General features: G+C 73.0%; 17 protein-coding genes. 8 read left to right on the top strand and 9 right to left on the bottom strand.

Translation table 11 applies throughout. The features are described 5' to 3' along the window. Nucleotides 1-130: 130 nt before the first annotated feature. From ABZS42_RS12870 to ABZS42_RS12860, 3 genes are all read left to right on the top strand, one after another. Nucleotides 131-676, top strand: a complete 546-nt coding sequence (locus ABZS42_RS12870) for a plasmid pRiA4b ORF-3 family protein (protein WP_355144663.1) — start codon at nt 131-133, stop codon at nt 674-676. A 295-nt stretch (nt 677-971) separates the two neighbouring features. Beyond that, nucleotides 972-2,261: an extracellular solute-binding protein gene (locus ABZS42_RS12865; RefSeq protein WP_355144661.1), complete on the top strand. Its 1,290-nt coding sequence runs from the start codon at nt 972-974 to the stop codon at nt 2,259-2,261. Between the two features lie 250 nt (nt 2,262-2,511). Beyond that, nucleotides 2,512-3,558, top strand: coding sequence for a LacI family DNA-binding transcriptional regulator (locus ABZS42_RS12860; RefSeq protein WP_355144659.1), 1,047 nt, complete (start codon nt 2,512-2,514; stop codon nt 3,556-3,558). Between the two features lie 126 nt (nt 3,559-3,684). Here the strand turns inward: ABZS42_RS12860 and ABZS42_RS12855 are convergent, their stop codons facing one another. Both ABZS42_RS12855 and ABZS42_RS12850 read right to left on the bottom strand, forming a co-directional pair. After that, nucleotides 3,685-4,908, bottom strand: a complete 1,224-nt coding sequence (locus ABZS42_RS12855) for an acyl-CoA dehydrogenase family protein (RefSeq protein ID WP_355144657.1) — start codon at nt 4,906-4,908, stop codon at nt 3,685-3,687. Beyond that, nucleotides 4,908-5,945 (bottom strand): phosphotransferase family protein, encoded by a 1,038-nt coding sequence (locus tag ABZS42_RS12850; protein ID WP_355144655.1) that lies wholly within the window; start codon nt 5,943-5,945, stop codon nt 4,908-4,910. Before ABZS42_RS12850 ends, ABZS42_RS12855 begins: the two co-directional genes overlap by 1 nt. A 150-nt stretch (nt 5,946-6,095) precedes the next feature. Between ABZS42_RS12850 and ABZS42_RS12845 the strand changes: the two genes are divergently transcribed. Continuing rightward, a complete protein-coding gene (locus ABZS42_RS12845; RefSeq protein WP_355144653.1) occupies nt 6,096-6,791 on the top strand; it encodes an amino acid-binding protein in 696 nt (231 codons plus the stop codon). 462 nt (nt 6,792-7,253) lie between these two features. On the opposite strand, the gene ABZS42_RS12840 is transcribed toward ABZS42_RS12845, so the two are convergent. Beyond that, on the bottom strand, nt 7,254-7,535 hold the full coding sequence (locus tag ABZS42_RS12840; protein WP_355144651.1) for a hypothetical protein: 282 nt from the start codon (nt 7,533-7,535) through the stop codon (nt 7,254-7,256). A 114-nt stretch (nt 7,536-7,649) separates the two neighbouring features. On the opposite strand from ABZS42_RS12840, the gene ABZS42_RS12835 reads away from it, so the two are divergent. Then, complete coding sequence (locus tag ABZS42_RS12835) at nt 7,650-8,012, top strand: GNAT family N-acetyltransferase (RefSeq protein ID WP_355144649.1); 363 nt, start codon at nt 7,650-7,652, stop codon at nt 8,010-8,012. Here the strand turns inward: ABZS42_RS12835 and ABZS42_RS12830 are convergent. Together ABZS42_RS12830 and ABZS42_RS12825 are read right to left on the bottom strand one after the other, a co-directional pair. Further along, nucleotides 7,945-9,510, bottom strand: a complete 1,566-nt coding sequence (locus ABZS42_RS12830; RefSeq protein WP_355144647.1) for an aldehyde dehydrogenase family protein — start codon at nt 9,508-9,510, stop codon at nt 7,945-7,947. The genes ABZS42_RS12835 and ABZS42_RS12830 overlap by 68 nt on opposite strands. A 144-nt stretch (nt 9,511-9,654) precedes the next feature. Then, a complete protein-coding gene (locus ABZS42_RS12825) occupies nt 9,655-10,143 on the bottom strand; it encodes a GNAT family protein (protein WP_355144645.1) in 489 nt (162 codons plus the stop codon). Nucleotides 10,144-10,616: 473 nt separating this feature from the next. On the opposite strand from ABZS42_RS12825, the gene bioD reads away from it, so the two are divergent. Genes bioD through ABZS42_RS12810 form a run of 3 tightly spaced genes read left to right on the top strand, consistent with a single transcriptional unit; the run spans nt 10,617 to nt 13,714 of the window. Next, nucleotides 10,617-11,321: a dethiobiotin synthase gene (gene bioD, locus ABZS42_RS12820; RefSeq protein WP_355144751.1), complete on the top strand. Its 705-nt coding sequence runs from the start codon at nt 10,617-10,619 to the stop codon at nt 11,319-11,321. A gap of 54 nt (nt 11,322-11,375) precedes the next feature. Further along, entirely contained in the window at nt 11,376-13,046 is a 1,671-nt protein-coding gene (locus tag ABZS42_RS12815) for a histidine kinase (protein ID WP_355144643.1), read from the top strand. Further along, on the top strand, nt 13,043-13,714 hold the full coding sequence (locus ABZS42_RS12810; RefSeq protein WP_355144641.1) for a response regulator transcription factor: 672 nt from the start codon (nt 13,043-13,045) through the stop codon (nt 13,712-13,714). The genes ABZS42_RS12815 and ABZS42_RS12810 overlap by 4 nt, the downstream gene beginning before the upstream one ends. A 19-nt stretch (nt 13,715-13,733) precedes the next feature. On the opposite strand, the gene ABZS42_RS12805 is transcribed toward ABZS42_RS12810, so the two are convergent. The 4 genes from ABZS42_RS12805 to ABZS42_RS12790 form a co-directional block, all read right to left on the bottom strand. Further along, nucleotides 13,734-14,591 (bottom strand): polysaccharide deacetylase family protein, encoded by an 858-nt coding sequence (locus ABZS42_RS12805; protein WP_355144639.1) that lies wholly within the window; start codon nt 14,589-14,591, stop codon nt 13,734-13,736. A 68-nt stretch (nt 14,592-14,659) separates the two neighbouring features. After that, nucleotides 14,660-15,457, bottom strand: coding sequence for an ABC transporter permease subunit (locus tag ABZS42_RS12800; RefSeq protein WP_355144637.1), 798 nt, complete (start codon nt 15,455-15,457; stop codon nt 14,660-14,662). Further along, complete coding sequence (locus ABZS42_RS12795) at nt 15,454-16,389, bottom strand: ATP-binding cassette domain-containing protein (RefSeq protein WP_355144636.1); 936 nt, start codon at nt 16,387-16,389, stop codon at nt 15,454-15,456. The genes ABZS42_RS12800 and ABZS42_RS12795 overlap by 4 nt, the downstream gene beginning before the upstream one ends. Nucleotides 16,390-16,480: 91 nt before the next feature. Next, the gene (locus ABZS42_RS12790) at nt 16,481-17,149 is read right to left on the bottom strand and encodes a 50S ribosomal protein L11 methyltransferase (RefSeq protein WP_355144634.1); all 669 of its coding nucleotides are present in this window, start codon (nt 17,147-17,149) and stop codon (nt 16,481-16,483) included. Nucleotides 17,150-17,207 lie beyond the last annotated feature (58 nt).

The raw sequence follows: 17,207 nt of genomic DNA, 5'->3' as shown, positions 1-17,207 counted from the left end.
CCGGAGGGGTGGGTCGGGGGGTACGGTGCTGGCAGTCGCACCAGTTCCGCCCCGGACAGTCGTCGTGCCGTCTCGCTCGGCACGCTCGGCAGATCATGCTCGCAGCCTATGCCGAGGAGGATGGGACAGCATGTCGCGCCAGATCTTCCAGCTGAGGATTTCTCTGACCGGAGTCCGTCCACCGGTCTGGCGCCGGGTGCTCGTGCCGGCCGGCTACACCCTGGACCGGCTGCACCGGGTGATCCAGCACTCGATGGGGTGGCGCGACTGTCGTCTGCACTCGTTCGATATCGACGGCCTCCAGTACGGCGAACCCGACCCGGACGGCGAGCTGGCGCTCGATGACGAGCTGGACGTACGCCTGGACGAGGTGCTCGGCAAGGGCAGCCGGTTCCAGTACACCTACGACTTCGGCGACTGGTGGGAGCACGACGTCGTCATCGAGGACGCGCTGACCGCCGACCCGGAGGAGCGCTACCCGGCCTGCGTCGACGGGGAGCGGGCCTGCCCGCCGGAGGGCGTCGGCGGTGTCGCCGGCTACCAGCTGCTGCTCGCCGCGCTGGCCGACCCGGCGCACCCCGAGCACGCGTCGATGCGGGAGTGGGCGGGGGAGTCGTTCGACCCGGTGGCCTTCGACGCCGGGCGGGCCGGCACGTTGCTGCGCCGCTTCTGCTGACCCTCGGGCCGTGAGCCGCGGCCGGCCTCCCGGATTCAGGGCTGTGGATCCGGGACGGTTCCTGGTGGCCCGTGGGCGCTGAGCGGCCGGTTCCACCGGGCACGGTAACGTTTGTTGGAACGCTCCCACCCGAGCATTGACAGGCGAGGATCTCGTCAGCACGCTCGCTGGGAGCGCTCCACCCTGGTGGCCCGGTCCTCTCGCGACTGCCGGCGCCGGTCGTCACACCGGCCCGGCGGCCGGTGCGGATCCGCCACCACCCGTACCCAGCCTCACCATCGAAAGAGGGGTCCCGATGAGCCTCACCATGCGGCGCGTCCGGCTGACGGCCGCCGCCCTGGCCGCGATCACCGCGCTCAGCGGCCTCGTGGCCTGTGGCGAGGACGCCGCCGGCGAGAAGCCCGCCAAGCTGGTCGTGGACACGTTCGGTGAGTTCGGCTACGACGAGATCGTCAAGCAGTACGAGAAGGACACCGGCATCAAGGTCGAGTTGCGGAAGACCGCCCAACTCAACGACTACCGGCCGAAGCTCGTACAGGCGATCGCCACCGGCGAGGGCGCGGGGGACGTGGTCGCACTCGAGGAGGGCATCCTCAACGAGTTCAAGGTCGAGCCGGACAACTGGGTCGACCTCCGCGGCCTGGTCGCCGACCACAGCAACGACTACCTGGCCTGGAAGTACGACCTGGGCGTCACCCCGAACGGCAGCCTGTTGGGCCTGCCCACCGACGTGGGCAGCCTCGCGGTCTGTTACCGCCGGGACCTCTTCGCGGCCGCCGGGCTGCCGACCAGGCGGGACAAGGTCGCGGCGCTCTGGCGGGACTGGACGGGGTTCATCGAGACCGGCGAGAAGTACCGCGAGGCGACCGGCAAGGGGATGCTCGACTCGGTCACCACCGCGGCCAGCGCGGTCATGTACCAGAAGGGCGGCGACCTGTTCTACGACGACGGCGACAACATCGTCGCCGAGACCAGCCCGTCGGTGAAGGCCGCCTGGGACACTGCGATCGCCATGGCGGACGCGAAGATCAGCGCCGCGGCGGCCACCTGGTCCCCGGAGTGGTCCAGCGGCTTCAAGACGGGCACCTTCGCCGCGACGCTCTGCCCCTCCTGGATGCTCGGCGTCGTGGCGGAGAACTCCGGACCGAAGAACGCCGGCAAGTGGGACGTGGCGCCGGTCCCCGGCGGCGCCGGCAACTGGGGCGGTTCCTGGCTCGGCGTGCCGACGCAGAGCCGGTATCCGAAGGAGGCGGCGAAGCTCGCCGAGTACCTGACCAGCGCCGACAGTCAGATCGCCGCGTTCAAGCTCAAGGGCCCCCTGCCGACCAACCTGGACGCGCTGCAGAACGCCGATTTCACCGGCTACACCAACAAGTACTTCAACAACGCGCCGACTGGGAAGATCTTCGGAGAGAGCGTTCGGCGGATCCAGCCGTTGCACCTCGGCCCGAAGCACCAGGCCGTGAAGGAGAACGCCCTGGAGCCGGCGCTGCGCGCGTACGAGAGCGGCGAGGCGACCAAGCAGCAGGCCTGGAAACAGTTCGTCAACGAGGCCAGGATGGAAGGCTCCTTCCGAGGCTGGTGACCCGGTCCGGTGGTCGCCACGCGGCCGCTGCACAGGGGCGCTCCGGGGCGGACGCCGAGCGGTACCGGGGTGTTCGAGACGGTTCGGTGTGATCCGCGGTGGCCGGCTGCGGCCACCTGGTGCACACCGAGGTCATCCCACGGCAACGGTCTGGCCGCACAATAGGCAGGGGCCAGCCACCAACGGACGGCGCGGTGCCCACCCCGACCGGGGTGGGCACCGGTGTCGTCCTCCGCCGGAGGAGCAGACGATGACAACGCAGCGCACCCGGTCGCTCGGGCGGCCGACCCTGGACGCGGTCGCCGCCCGCGCCGGCGTCGGCCGCGGGACGGTCTCCCGCGTGGTCAACGGATCCCCCCAGGTGAGTCCGGAGGCACGGGCCGCGGTGCAGCAGGCCATCGCCGAATTGGGGTACGTGCCGAACCGGGCGGCCCGGGCACTGGTCACCCGGCGTACGGACTCCGTCGCGCTGGTCGTCTCCGAGTCCGGGGACCGCATCTTCACCGAGCCGTTCTTCGCGGCCATCGTCCGCGGGATCAGCTCCGCGCTGTTGCAGACGCCGATGCAGCTCTGGCTGGCCATGGCGCAGTCGGCGGTCGAGCGTGAGCGGGTCGAGCACCACCTCACCAACCAGCACGTCGACGGCGTACTCCTGCTCTCCCTGCACGACGCGGACCCGCTTCCCGGCCTGCTCGAGGAGCGGGGCGTGCCCAGCGTGCTCGGCGGCCGGCCGGCCCGGATGCTGCGACCGGGAGCGCGGCCGGCGTGGTTCGTCGACGTGGACAACGTGGGCGGCGCCCGGCAGGCCGTGCAGTACCTGGCCGGACGCGGGCGGCAGCGCATCGCCACGATCGCCGGTCCCCAGGACATGGGCGCCGGCCTGGCCCGGCTGACCGGCTACACCGAAGCGATCACGGCGACCCGTGGCGGGATCGACACCGACCTCGTCGCGTTCGGCGACTTCAGCGAGGAGAGCGGGGCGGCCGCCATGCGCCGGCTGCTGGAGGTCCGGCCGGACGTCGACGCGGTCTTCGTCGCGTCAGACCTGATGGCGTTCGGCGCGCTGCGTGCGCTGCGCGAGGCGGGCCGCCGGGTGCCGGACGACGTGGCCGTCGTCGGCTTTGACGACGCCCCGATCGCCCGGCAGGCCGACCCGCCGCTCACCACGGTCTTCCAGCCGGTGGAGGAGATGGGGCGGCAGATGGCCCGGTTGCTGGTCGCCCGCATCCGCGGCGACGACCTGCCCGCTCCCCACGTCCTGCTCGACACCCACCTGGTCCACCGCACCTCCGCCTGACCCCGCAACCTCCGGCGAAACGCCAGATGATCATGAGGTTGGCGGGGACGAACCGGGCTCCCGCACCGCCAACCTCATGATCAGCGGCGGCGGGTGACGGGGTGTGCGGTGCCGAGGTGGGCTGGGTCAGGCGTGCGTGGAGGGCCGGCGGCGGAGTTCACGTCTGGCCAGGGAGGCGCGGTGCACCTCGTCGGGGCCGTCGGCGAGACGCAGGGTCCGGGCGCCGGCCCAGAGGGCGGCCAGCGGCGTGTCCTGGCTGACGCCGGCCGCACCGTACGCCTGGATTGCCTTGTCGATCACCCACTCGGCCATCGCCGGCGTGGCGATCTTGATGGCCTGGATCTCGGTGTGGGCGCCCTTGTTGCCGACGGTGTCCATCAGCCACGCGGTCTTCAACACCAGCAGGCGGGCCTGCTCGATGCGGACCCGTGACTCGGCGATCCATTCCCGCACCACGCCCTGCTCGGCGAGGGGCCGGCCGAACGCGACCCGCTCGCTGACCCGGCGGCAGAGCAGTTCGAGGGCCCGCTCCGCCATGCCGACCAGGCGCATGCAGTGGTGGATCCGTCCCGGGCCGAGCCGGGCCTGGGCGATGGCGAAGCCGCCGCCCTCCTCGCCGACCAGGTTCTCCACCGGCACCCGTACGTCGGAGAAGTCGATCTCGGCGTGCCCGCCGTGCGACGCGTCGCTGTAGCCGAACACCCTCATGCCCCGCCGGACGGAGACGCCCGGAGTGTCCCGCGGCACCAGCACCATGCTCTGCTGCCGGTGCCGGTCGGCGTCCGGGTCGGTCTTGCCCATCACGATGAAGACCGCGCAATCCGGATCCATCGCCCCCGACGACCACCACTTGCGACCGTTGACGACGTAGTGGTCGCCGTCCCGGACGATCCGCGTGGCGATGTTGGTGGCGTCGGACGAGGCGACGTCCGGTTCGGTCATGCAGAACGCCGAGCGGATCTCCCCCTCCAGCAACGGACTCAACCAGCGCTCCCGCTGCCGCTCGGAGCCGAACTCGGCCAGCAGCTCCATGTTGCCCGTGTCGGGCGCAGCGCAGTTGAGCGCCTCGGGAGCCAGGTGCGGGCTGCGCCCGGTCAGCTCGGCCAGCGGCGCGTACTGGAGGTTGGTCAGCCCGGCGCCGTATCGCCGGTCGGGCAGGAAGAGGTTCCACAGCCCGCGCTTGCGCGCCTCGGCCTTCAGCTCCGCCATGACCGGCGGACGCGCCCACGGGTCGCCCGCCTCGGCCACCTGCGTGGCGTGCAGCGCCTCGGCCGGGTAGACGTGCTGTTCCAGAAACGCGGTCAGCTCGGCCCGCAGGTGTTCGGTGCGGCTGTCGTACGCGAAATCCATCAGCGCTCCCCGGCGGCGGTCAGCCCGTACGCGATCAGCGGCGCCACCATCTCGCCGATCCGGTCGAATCCCTCTCCGAGGGTCTGTCCGAGCGTGTGCCGGTAGTGGATGCCCTCGCAGATCACCGCGAGCTTGAAACAACCCAGCGCGACATGCCAGTGCAGCGGACCGACGTCGACGCCGCTGTGGTCGGCGTACCGCTTGATCAGTTCCGTGCCGGTCGGGAAACCGGCCCGCGGACCGAGACCATCGGCGACCGGGTTGCCCTCGGTCGTCTCGCTGCCGCCCAGCACGTCCCAGTAGGTCAGCAACAGCCCCAGATCCGCGAGGGGGTCACCGAGGGTCGCCATCTCCCAGTCGAGCACGGCGCGGACCGCCACGGGCTCGACGGTGGCGAGGAGATTGTCCAGCCGGTAGTCGCCGTGCACGATCCGTCCGGCGTTGGCGCTCGCCGGCACGGTCGCCGCCAGCCGGTCACGCAGCTCGTCGACGCCCGGCAGCGGCCGGCTGCGGGATCGCTCCAACTGCCCCGTCCAGCGGCGTACCTGCCGCTCCAGGTAGCCCTCGGGGCGGCCGAAGTCGGCCAGGCCGACCGCCTCCGGCTCGACCCGATGCAGCGCGGCGAGGGTGTCCATCATGGCCATCGCGAGTTCGCGGCGCCGCCGCCCGCCGAGCGGATCGGTCTGCGCCCGGGTCCGGTAGACCTCGCCGGTGATCCGCTCCATCAGGTAGAACGGCGCGCCGATCACGTCCGGATCGGGGCAGTGCAGCAGCGCGCCCGGCACCGGCACCTCGGTGGGCGCCAGCGCGGAGATCACCCGGAACTCCCGGGCCATGTCATGCGCGGTGGCCAGCACGTGCCCCAGCGGCGGACGACGCAGCACGAGCTCGCGGTCGCCGATGTGCAGCAGATAGGTGAGGTTCGACTTCCCGCCGGCGATCAGCCGGGCGTGCGGCGGGCCGGCGGCCAGGTCGGGGCGGTGACGGGCCAGGTAGTCGGCGAGCCGATCGAGGTCGACACCGGCCGGATCGGTCATCCGATTAGTTGATGGCAGCTCACTCACGTTGTCAAGGTCCGGTTTTGCCTCGGGGACATGCCGTGGCAACAGGGACGAAATGGGCATTGGCCAGGCTGGGGGCCAGCCTGCCGGCCGTTCACCGCCGGCCCGCCGAGCGGAGGGACGAACATGTTGCTGCGAGTACGGGTCACCCTTCCCGATCGTCCCGGCACCCTCGGCCAGGTGGCCCGCACGTTGGGCGTGTCCGGGGCGGACATCGTCCAGGTGGTGGTGCTGGAGCGGCTGGGTGGGCGGGCCATCGACGACTTCACCGTCGTCTGGCCGGGCGCGGCCCGCGTCGAGCGGCTGCTCGCCGGGCTCGCGGCGATTCCCGGCGTACGGGTGGACGGGGTGTGGCGGGCGATCGGCGCGCCCACCACCACCGGCCAGGACGCCGAGCTGCTGGCCCAGGTGGCGGCGAACCCGGCCGACGGGCTGGCCACCCTGGTCGACGCGGTTCCCGGACTACTCGCCGCCGACTGGGCGGTGGCCGCGATGGTGCCGATGGACTGGGCGTCCCGCACCGGCGGCGGTGCGGCCACCGTGGCGCACGCCAGTTGGCGTGCGCCCGTACCACCCGCCCTGCCGGAGGTGACCCCGTTGCGGGCCCGCTCGATGTCCTCGCCCGGCGGCACCCACCACGCGGTCGCGCCGTTCGGCCGGGCCGGGCTGGTGCTGGTGGTGGCGCGTGAGCACACCGAACCGCTCACCGCCGCCGCGTTCCACGCCACCGAGGTCGATCGGCTGGCGCAGCTGGTGCGCGCCAGCGCCGTGATCCTCGGCGACCGGCTCGACCTGGTCGGCCAGCCCCCGGGGACCGCCTGAGCCGCCGCCGGCACCGCTGGCTCGTCGCCTCGGGGCGATGCTCAGCCGAGGCGCGACGCTCAGCCGAGGCGCGATGCTCAGCCCCACGGAGGCTTTGGAGCTGAGTCGTCTGTGACATCACGTGTCGGCGCTGACGCGTCAAGACTCTGATGCGTGCGTGACTCTGATGCGTGCGCGACATCAGCTCGAAAGCGTATGAGTAAGAGGTCCCCGCAGGGCCGGCCGGGCCCTGCCGTGGCGTTCTCCCGCCGGTCCCGACGGCCTCCGGTCGAGCCGGCGCGTGTCGCACGTCACCTCGGGGAGGTGACACGTCACGGCGGAGCAATCGGCCGGCAACAGGCACCGGTGAGGGTGGTACCCGGGGAAGGGAGCCAACCATGACGTTGTGGCGGATCCGAGCCACCGTGGACGACCGGCCGGGCTACCTGTCGGTGCGCACGGCGAGCCTCGCCCTGCGCGGGGTCAACATCCCCGCCGACCAGCCCACCGGGTGCTCGGGCTGGCCAACCGGTTGGTCCGCGACCCGGAGGCGGCCGGTGAGACGTTGCGCGCCCTGCTCGCCGCGGACACGGTGACCTGGCGGCCGGAGACGTCGGGCGCCGTCGCCGGGATCGGGCGCGGCACCATGCTGATCGCCGACCCGGGTGGCGGGCCGAGCAGGTCACCCTGGTACTGCCCGACGGGGCCGAGGTCTCCGTACGGCCGTCGGTCGCCGATGACCTGCCCGGCGTACGCGACCTGCACGAGCGGTGCTCGGAACGCAGCCGGTACCGGCGCTACCTCGGCGCCGCCGCCGCGCCACCGCCAGCCCGGATACGCCGGCTGCTGGAGCCCGCCCGAGGGCTGACCCTGGTCGCGGTGACCGCGGACGGTACGGCGGAGTCGGTGGTCGCCGTGGCGAACCTGCTCGGCGAGGGAGACGAGGCCGAGGTGGCACTGCTGGTACGTGACGACTGGCAGCGCCGCGGGCTCGGCTCGGCACTGCTGCGCCGACTGGTGCGTCACGCCGACCGGGCCGGGTACGCCGCGCTGGTGCTGCACGTGCAGGCCGACGACACCGCGATGCTGCGCACCGTGGACCGACTGAACAGTGCGGTCCGTACCGAGGTCGACGGCGGGATCCTCACGCTCACCCTGCCGCTGACCGCGCCGGTCAGGTGGTGGGGTAGCGGCTGTAGTCGGGGAAGTTGCCGTACAGCCGCTCGTCGCCGCCCTGCGTGACCGCCTGCACGAGCAGGTCGCCGCCGACGAACGCCCCCTTCCAGGAGGCGCCCCGGCCGCCGAACGGCTCCTCCCGGTCACCACGCGAGCGGGGCTTGTTGACGCCCACCTTGAACGCCTGGAGGTCGACCGCGAGCTTGCCGGCCAACTCCTCGTCGTCGCAGGCGAGCGAGGCGACCAGGGCGCCGTTGGACGCGTTCATCTGGGCCAGCAGCTCGTCGGTGGTGTCGACCACGACGATCGTGTCGACCGGCCCGAACGGCTCGGCGTGCATGAGCCGGGACCGACCGGGTGGGGCCAGCAGCACCGCCGGCGCCACGTACGCGGAGGTGTCCTGCCCGGCCAGGAACGGCGCGCCGTCCAGCTTGCCCCGGTGCAGCGGCACGGCCCCGCCCCGTACCGACTCGTCCACCTTGCGGCGCAGCTCGTCGGCCTTGCCGGCGCTGATCAGCGGCCCGAAGTCCAGTTCGGGCAGCGCGTCGCCGGGCCGCCAGTCCTCCTCGACCGCGAGCGGATGCCCGAACCGGACCGAGCGGACCACCGGCAGGTACATGTCGAGGAACTCGTCGACCAGGTCGCGCTGCACCACGAACCGGGGGTACGCGGTGCAGCGCTGCTTGCCGTACTCGAAGCCCTTCCTCAGGTGCCCGGCCAGCAGGTCCCACTGGGAGAAGTTCCAGATCCCCCAGGCGTTCAACCCTTCCTGCTCGATGAAGTGGCGCTTGTCGGAGTCGAGCAGCGCGGCGGCCACCTTCCCGCCGTTGGAGCGTCCGCCGACGAACGCCACCGCGCCGATCTCCGGTGCCCGCACCAGGACCTCGGAGAGTTCCTCGCCGCCGCCGGAGAGCAGCGTCGCGGGCAGCCCGGCCCGGCGCATCAGCGCGTGCGCCACGGTGAGGCAGACCGCGCCGCCCTGCGACGGGGTCTTGGCGATGACCGCGTTACCGGCCAGCAGCTGCACGAGTTCGGCGTGCACGAGCACGCTCATCGGGTAGTTCCACGAGGCGATGTTGCTGACCGGCCCGGTCAACGCCTCCCGGCCACCGGCGAGCATCCGGTCGATCTCACCGACGTACCAGCGGACGCCGTCCAGCGCCCGGTCGACGTCGGCGCACGCGAGCCGCCACGGCTTGCCGATCTCCCAGACCAGCAGCAGGGCGAGCAGGTCGCGGTGCGCGCCGAGCGCGTCCAGCGCCTCGATGACCCGGGCCTTCCGCTCGGCGAGCGGCGTCTGCGCCCAGGTCCGGTGCGCGGCGGCGGCGTGGCTCACGGCGGCCCGCGCGCTCTCCGCGTCCAGCCGGGCCAGGTTGATCAGGACCGTGTTGTCCACCGGGGTCCGGACCGGGATGGGTGCGCCGACGGCGCGCCAGTCGCCCTCGATCAGGTTGTGCAGGCTGGACACACCGTCGACCTCGGCGCCGAACGACTCCGGGACGGCGGCCACCGCACGGGCGAGGGTGTCCGGCCAGGCGGTGCCCTCAGCGAGTCGTAGTGCCATCGCGTTCTCCTCAGGATCATCCAGGGGAGCGGCGGCGTCGATGGCACCGCTGGTGTCGCGTACTGTCGCGCGTTCCGGGGCGGGCCAGCAACCGTACGCCCGTATGCCAGGACGGACCGTCCAGGATTTCGTGGAGACGGCTCGTCAGTGGGCCAGTTCGTCGGCGAGCAGCTCCATCAGCAGCCCGTCGTGCCAACGTCCGTCCTCGCCGCGCTCGTACCGGCGCAACACGCCCACCGGGCGGAAGCCGACCTTGGCGTAACCACGGATCGCCTGGGTGTTTCTTGCGGCCGGGTCGATGGTGAACCGGTGGTGGCCGTGCGCCTCGACGAGGTGGCGCACCAGCGCACGGATCGCGTCCGGGCCGAGCCCGAGACCGTGCACGTCCGGGGCGAGGAAAATGTCGAGGCTGGCGTGCCGGTAGTCCGGATCTTCCTCGGCGGACCACTGGATGGCGCCGACCACCTGCTCGTCTCGACGGACGGTGTAGACGGTCGTCGTTTCGTCGGCGATGTCGGCCTCGACGGCGGCGGCGAGGTCGTCGCCGCCGCGCCACCAGCGCCGGACCTCCGGCGTGGCCCGGATCTCGGCCAGTGCCGGCACGTCCGCGGCCGTGGCCGGTCGCAGTGTCACCGTTCGCCCCTGCAGCTCCGGCACCGGACTCAGCCCCCGATCTCGCCATGCTCGACGTCGGTCGTCGACCGGCCGCCCGGCAGCGGCGGCAGCGCCGTCCGCCTCCGGTGCCGCGCCGGCGCGCGGTCGTCGTTTGGGCGGTCCACTGCGTACCGCCGGGGATTCTCTGGCATCGCTCACCCTACAAGCCTTCCGCCCCGCGTAACGCCCGGTCGCTGGGCGTGACGGTGGCCCCGGACGGGCCGAGTGGATCCGCGGGGCGGGACCCGGCGGGTGGTAACTTCGGCCGGCGGAGGCGGTCGGTGGCGACCGGCGTACGAGGCGACGGGGGTGACGGTGGCGAACCTGCTGGATGCGCGCGACCGCCGCGCCGAGCGGGCGGCCCCCGCACCGCAACGGCTGGGCGTCGCCGCCCTGGACGTCGTCGTGGGGTGTGCGCCGTGAGCCCAGAGACCGAGCCGTGGCAGGGACCGGTGGTGGTGACCGGCACCGACACCGGGGTGGGTAAGACGGTGGTGACCGCGGCGATCACCGCCGCGGCCCAGGCCGCAGGCCTGCGGGTGGCGGTCGTCAAACCGGGCCAGACGGGTACGGCCCCCGGGTTGCCCGGTGACGTGGACGCGGTGCAGCGGCTGGCCGCCCCGCTCACCGGACGGACGCTGGCGAGCTACCCCGATCCGCTGGCCCCGCTCACCGCGGCCCGGGTGGCCGAGCTGGAGCCGCTGGAGCTGTACACGGCCGTCGACGCGGTCCGCGAGGAGGCCGAGAAGCACGACCTGGTGCTCGTGGAGGGAGCCGGGGGGCTGCTCGTGCCGATGGGGCTGCGCCCGTCGGGCGAGCCGTGGACGGTGGCGGACCTGGCCGTCTCACTGGGTGCCCCGGTAGTGGTGGTGGCCCGGGCCGGGCTGGGGACGCTCAACCACACGGCGCTCACCCTGGAGGCGCTGGACCGCCGCGCGGTGCCGGCCGGGGTGGTCGTCGGCGCCTGGCCCACCGCGCCCGAGCTGGTCCACTGGACGAACCTCAGTGATCTGGTGCCGAAGCTGCTCGGCGCGCTGCCGGCCGGTGCCGGCGCGATGGACCCGGGCGTGTTCCGGCGTTCGGCCCCGGGCTGGCTCACCCCGGCGCTGCACGGGGTGCTGGACGACTGGCGTGCCTGGGCCGAGGAGATCGGCTGAACATCTGACTTTCGTCGGTGTCCGGGCAGGTCGGCGGTGGGTAGCCTGGCCGCCGTGACCAGCTGGCGAGGTGTCCGGGACCGCCGCGAGGAAGGTGGCCCGCCGGGCCACCGGCCCCGACTGTGGGAGCGTGCGGTCGGGCACGCGGTGGCGGGGTGGACCGCCGTCGTGCGGGACGTGCTGCTCTTCGCGGTGCTCGCCGCGCCGGTCGGTTACGCCGGCGTCACCCCGCCGCATCCCCGGTACGCGCTGCCACTGCTGGTGGTCAAGCTGCTGATGCTCGCGACGGCGGTGGCCGTGAGCCGGCGTCGGCCGCTGGTCGCAATGGTGCTGGTGGTGCTCGGTTCGCTGGTCGACGGCAACTTCGTCTTCGCCATCCCGGTGTTCAGTTACCTCGTCGGCCGGCGCAGTGCGGCCGCCGCCCCGGCCGTCGTCGTCTTCGCGCTGATCGCGGCGGGCGGCACGGTGCTGAACCTGGCGTTGCTCGGCACGGCGGCGGCCACCTGGTTCCTGCTCGCCTCGGTGCTGCTCTTCGCCGGGGTCTTCCCGTGGCTGGTCGGCCGGTACCGGCGGCAGCAGCAGGAGCTGGTGGAGGCCGGTCGCCGACACGCGGAGGCGTCGGCCCGGGAGGAGCGCGGCGCGGCCGAGCGGATCCGGCTGCGGGAACGGGCTCGTATCGCGCAGGAGATGCACGACTCGCTGGGTCACGATCTCAGCCTGATCGCGCTGCGCGCGGCCGCCCTGGAGGTCGCGGCGGACCTCGACGACCGGCACCGGGTCGCGGCGGGCGAGCTGCGGGCCAGCGTCGCTACCGCGACGGAGCGGCTGCACGAGATCATCGGTTTGCTCCGGGAGGAGGGCGCCGGCACCCGGCCGGCCGACGAGAGCGTCGCCGAGCTGGTCGACGGCGCACGTGAGGCGGGGATCGCGGTACGGCTGGACGCCGAGTTCGACGCGGACGAGCTGCCCACGGTGGTCGGCCACGCCGCGCACCGCGTGGTCCGCGAGGCGCTGACGAACGCGGCCCGGTACGCGCCGGGCGCAGCGGTGACCGTCAGCCTCGCCCGGGCGGGTGACCGGATCGAGGTGGCCGTGGTCAACGCCCCGCCACCGGCCGGTCCGCTGCCCGGTCCGCCGTCGCACGGCAGCGGCCTGCTGGCGCTCGCCGAGCGGGTACGCCTCGCCGGCGGCACGCTCGACGCCGGTCCCCGCGACGACGGTGGCTTCGCCGTGCGGGCCCGGCTGCCCGTGCGGCCACGGGACGGGCAGGGACCGGAGCCCGGTGCCCCCGTCGACGCGTCGGCTCCGGTGTCCCCGTCGAGGTGGCCGATGGACGGCGAGGGGCTCGCGCCGGACCGTGTGCGGCCGGCGCAGGCGCCGACCGAGGCGGAGCGGCGGCTCCAGGACGCCCGGCGGCGGGTCCGGCGCAGCCTGCTGGCGGCGCTGGGCGCCCCGGCCGGTTTCGCGCTGGTGCTCTCGCTCGTCTACTACCCGGTGGCGACGGCCGGAACGGTGCTCGACCGGGCGGCCTTCGACGGGTTGCGGGTGGGTGCGTCGCGTGCCGACCTGCCGGGGCTGCCGCACCGGCAGCTCGACCGGCCGACGGGCGCCGACCGGGACGGGTGCGAGTACTACACGGACGGGAACTTTCCCCTCGCCCAGCCGACGTGGCGGCTCTGCTTCGCCGGAAATCGGCTCGTCAGCAAGGAGCGGATCGACCAGTGACAACTGACGTGGCAGCGCCGGTCCGGGTGGTGCTCGCCGACGACGAGGCGATGATCCGCGCCGGCGTACGGGCGATCCTGGCCACCGATCCGACCATCGAGGTGGTCGCCGAGGCGGGTGACGGCCGCGCTGCCGTCGAGCTGGTCCGGGCGCACCGGCCCCAGGTCGCCCTGCTGGACATCCGCATGCCCAAGCTGGACGGGCTGAACGCGGCAGCGGAGATCCGCCGCCTGGTGCCGCAGACGGCAGCGGTCATGCTCACCACGTTCGGCGAGGACGACCACATCGCCCGGGCGCTCGGGCACGGGGCGAGCGGCTTCCTGCTGAAGGCAGGTGACCCGCGCGAGCTGATCGCCGGGGTGCACGCGGTCGCCGACGGCGGGGCGTACCTGTCGCCGCGGGTGGCACGCCGGGTGATCGACCTGGGTGGCGAACGGTTGGCCCGGCGTCCGGCGGCCCGGGACCGGACGGCCGCGCTCACCGAGCGGGAGCGGGAGGTGCTGGGACTGGTCGGGGCGGGCCTGTCCAACGCCGAGATCGCCCGCCGGCTCCACCTGGTCGAGGGGACGGTGAAGACGTACCTGACCAGCATCTTCACCCGGCTCGAGGTACGCAACCGGGTGCAGGCCGCGATCATCGCCTACGAGGCGGGGCTGGTCGGGCAGTGAGCGGCGGCGGCCGGGTCCGTCACTGGATGTAGTCCGTCAGCAATGCCGGAGTGAGCCCGGACTTGTGGATCGCCCGCAGCGCTCCGAGTAGGTCATCCATGAGTGCCGGCCGGAAGTGCATCAGCATGATGTCGCCGGGCTTGACTACCTTCGTCGGGGTCTGGTAGCGCACCTTTCCCTTGTCGACGGTCTCGCGCCAGTGCAGGGCCGCGATCATGCCGCAGTCGCGGGCGGCCTTCAGGGTGTTCGCGTCGCGGCTGCCGAACGGCGGGCGGAACAACGTCGGTCGCTTGCCGAACAGTTGCTCCAGCTTGTCGGCCGCTCCGCAGATCTCGTGCTTCTGGTAGGCGTACGACCGGCCGGGCAGCGAGGTGTGCGAGATGGTGTGGTTCTCGATCATTCCGCCCGCCGCCTCGATCTGCTTGAAGTAGTCGGGGTGCGCGGCAGCGGCGGGAGAGTTCAGGAACATGGTGACCGGGATGTGCGCCTCGCGGATGAAGTCGATCACCGCGGGTGGGCGGGCCAGCGCACCGTCGTCGATGGTGATGAAGGCGACCTTCTGGTCGGTGGGCACCCGGAACCAGAGGGGAACCGAGGGACCCGGGGTCAGCTGCACCCGCTGCGGCGGCCGCGCCGGGGGGAAGGCCGGCACCTGGGCGAGGTACCAGGCCAACGTCTTGGGCGCGGGCGGGGCGGACGGGCTCGCGGGCGGACCGGAGAGCGTTGTCGCGGGCGACGGCGGCGCGGACTGGCTCGGCCCACCGGAGACCGGCGGGCTGCCGGCGGCGGGCCGAGCCCCGTCCGCGCAGGCGGTCGACGCGGAAAGCGTCAGTAACGAGAGGACGGCGAGGAAGCGACGAACGTGGTGTGACGACACGCGGTTGAACGGTGCTCACGATCCAAAAGGTTGCCGCCCGGGCGAATCCGATGTTCCGGTCCGCCGGCTCAGGCGTCGCGGCGGCGCAGTGCGGCCCGGCCGAGCACGAGCGCGGCGACCGCCCAACCGGCCAGCAGCAGTAAGCCCCACACCGCTCGGTAGGGCTCGGTGTCGCCCGCCAGGAAGTGCCCGCCCGCGACGCCGGGGAAGCCGTCCGCGATCCGGTTGAGCAGGGTGATGTCCGGCTCCTGAAGCGACAGCGGCACGATCATCAGGGTGGCGACGAGCACGATCAGGCTGAGCACCGCGCTGCGTAGCGCCGCGCCCAGCCCGAGGGCCAGCACCCCGACCAACGCCAGGTAGGCGGAGACCGCCAGCAGGTCGCGCAGGGTGCCCGCCATCGGAGCGCTGCCCCACTCGTCGAGCACCGGCCCGGCCACCAGCACGCCGACTCCGCCGAGCAGCAGGCCGAGCGGGAACGTCACCGCCACGGTCACGACGGCCTTCGCCAGCAGTACGCGGCCGCGCGACGGCGTGCACTGCAACGTCGTACGGATGGTTCCGCTGGTGAACTCGCTGGTGACGACGAGCAGCCCGAGCGCGAGCACGGCGTACTGGGTGAGCTCCATCGAGCCGATGACGATGCTGCCGACGGTGACGATCCCACGGTCGTCGGCCGGGTCGTCGTTGGTGTTCGCGTTGGCCGCGTAGATGGCCAGCTGCCCCGCGGTCGCCGCGGTCACCAGCACCGCGGCGAGCAACGTCCACCAGGTGCTGCGTACCGACCAGAGCTTGGTCCACTCGGCGGCGACGGTACCGCCGAAACCGGCCGAGCGGGTGGTGGGCCGGATGCGGGTGGCGGTCATCGGGTCTCTCCTTCCGGACCGGGGACGCCGGCGTACTCGACGCTGTCGGCGGTCAGTTCCATGAACGCCCGTTCCAGTGACGCGTCGTGTGGGCTGAGTTCGTGCAGCCGTACGCCCAACTCGTACGCCAGGTCGCCGACCCGATCGACGGTGGAGCCGGTGACGGCCAGTGCGTCGGGCCCGGCCGGTTCGACGGTGGCGCCGGCCGCCGTGAGCCGGTCCGCCAGCGTGGCCAGCCCGTCCGGCTGCGGGCTGCGAACGCGCACCGCGCCCGCGCTTCCCGCGATGACCTCCTCGATCGGTGCGTCGGCGAGCAGCCGCCCGCGCCCGATCACGACCAACTGGTCGGCGGTGAGCTGCATCTCGGTCATGAGGTGGCTGGAGACGAAGACGGTCCGTCCCTGCTCGGCGAGGAGGCGCATGAGCTGTCGTACCCAGCGCACCCCGTCCGGGTCGAGCCCGTTGACCGGCTCGTCGAACATCAGCACCGGCGGGTCGCCGAGCAGTGCGGCGGCGATGCCGAGCCGCTGGCCCATGCCGAGCGAGAGGGTACGCCCGGGCTTGGCGGCCGCGCGGTCGTCCAACCCGACGGTGGCGAGCACCTCGTCGACCCGGCGCGCCGGGATGCCGTTGCTGCGGGCCGTGGCCAGCAGGTGTGCCCGCCCGGAGCGGGCCGGGTGGATGGCCTTGGCATCCAGCAACGCGCCGACCTCGAACAGCGGGTGCCGGAGGTCCCGGTACGCGCGCCCGCCGATCAGCGCCTGGCCGGCAGCCGGCCGGTCGAGTCCGAGGATCATCCGCATGGTGGTGGACTTGCCGGCGCCGTTCGGGCCGAGGAACCCGGTGACCCGGCCGGGTGCGATGTCGACGGTCAGGGCGTCGACGGCGGTGGTACGCCCGAACCGCTTCGTCAACCCACGTAATGTGATCATGCGCCGACGCTAGGCGTTCGGGTGCGCGCTCAGCCGCGCCCGAACGGCATCACCCGCACCTGACTTTCGTCAGGCGGCCGGATCCCGCTCGCTAGCCGTCGGCCTTCGGCCGGCCGGGTCGCAGCTCCCACACCGTGGTGCGCTTGACCGGGACGCTCTCCAACGCCGGTGGCACCGGGACGTCGTACGCGGCGAGCTCGTCGAAGCGGTCGCGGGGCAGGAACGCCCGCCCGGGGTCGCCGACCAGCACGCGCGCCCCGGCCCGGGCGGCGCGGAGCAGGAACCGCAGCATCCGCCGGGCCATCTCCTCGCTGTAGAAGACGTCCCCGGCGAGCACCACCTCCGCCCCTGCGGCGTCGCCGTCAAGGATGTCGCCGAACTCGGCGTCGACGCGTACCCCGTTGGCTTCGGCGTTGAGCGCGACCGCCGCGACCGCCAGTTCGTCGACCTCGACCGCGCGGACGGCGGTCGCGCCCGCCCGCGCGGCGGCGATCGCGACGAGCCCGGAGCCGGACGCGAGGTCGAGCACCCGGCGGCCGGCGACCAGCTCGGGGTGGTCGGTCACGTAGCGGGCGAGCGCCTGCCCGCCCGCCCAGGCGAAGGCCCAGAAGGGCGGCGGCTGGTCGCTGCGGAACTCACCCTCGGTCAGTTCCCAGAGCCCGATCGGCTCGTCCGCCTGGTGCAGCCGCACCTCGGGAACGAACGGCACCGGGGTTAGACGCGCGTGCAGCCGGACGAAGGTGCTGTTGAGCTCGGACACCCGCCGATTCTGCCAAACCGCCGGCGGCCCGGGACGGCCCCGCCCGGACGGCACCACC

The organism is Micromonospora sp. NPDC005367, from assembly GCF_040606825.1.
Classification (GTDB): Bacteria; Actinomycetota; Actinomycetes; order Mycobacteriales; family Micromonosporaceae; genus Micromonospora.
Note: the sequence above shows the minus strand (reverse complement) of the source record. Positions and strands in the feature narration are given on the sequence as shown.

Coding starts and splice junctions, on each gene's coding strand:
- ABZS42_RS12870 (WP_355144663.1), top strand. CDS start 131: ATGTCGCGCCAGATCTTCCAGCTGAGGATTTCTCTGACCGGAGTCCGT.
- ABZS42_RS12865 (WP_355144661.1), top strand. CDS start 972: ATGAGCCTCACCATGCGGCGCGTCCGGCTGACGGCCGCCGCCCTGGCC.
- ABZS42_RS12860 (WP_355144659.1), top strand. CDS start 2,512: ATGACAACGCAGCGCACCCGGTCGCTCGGGCGGCCGACCCTGGACGCG.
- ABZS42_RS12855 (WP_355144657.1), bottom strand. CDS start 4,908: ATGGATTTCGCGTACGACAGCCGCACCGAACACCTGCGGGCCGAGCTG.
- ABZS42_RS12850 (WP_355144655.1), bottom strand. CDS start 5,945: ATGACCGATCCGGCCGGTGTCGACCTCGATCGGCTCGCCGACTACCTG.
- ABZS42_RS12845 (WP_355144653.1), top strand. CDS start 6,096: ATGTTGCTGCGAGTACGGGTCACCCTTCCCGATCGTCCCGGCACCCTC.
- ABZS42_RS12830 (WP_355144647.1), bottom strand. CDS start 9,510: ATGGCACTACGACTCGCTGAGGGCACCGCCTGGCCGGACACCCTCGCC.
- ABZS42_RS12800 (WP_355144637.1), bottom strand. CDS start 15,457: ATGACCGCCACCCGCATCCGGCCCACCACCCGCTCGGCCGGTTTCGGC.
- ABZS42_RS12795 (WP_355144636.1), bottom strand. CDS start 16,389: ATGATCACATTACGTGGGTTGACGAAGCGGTTCGGGCGTACCACCGCC.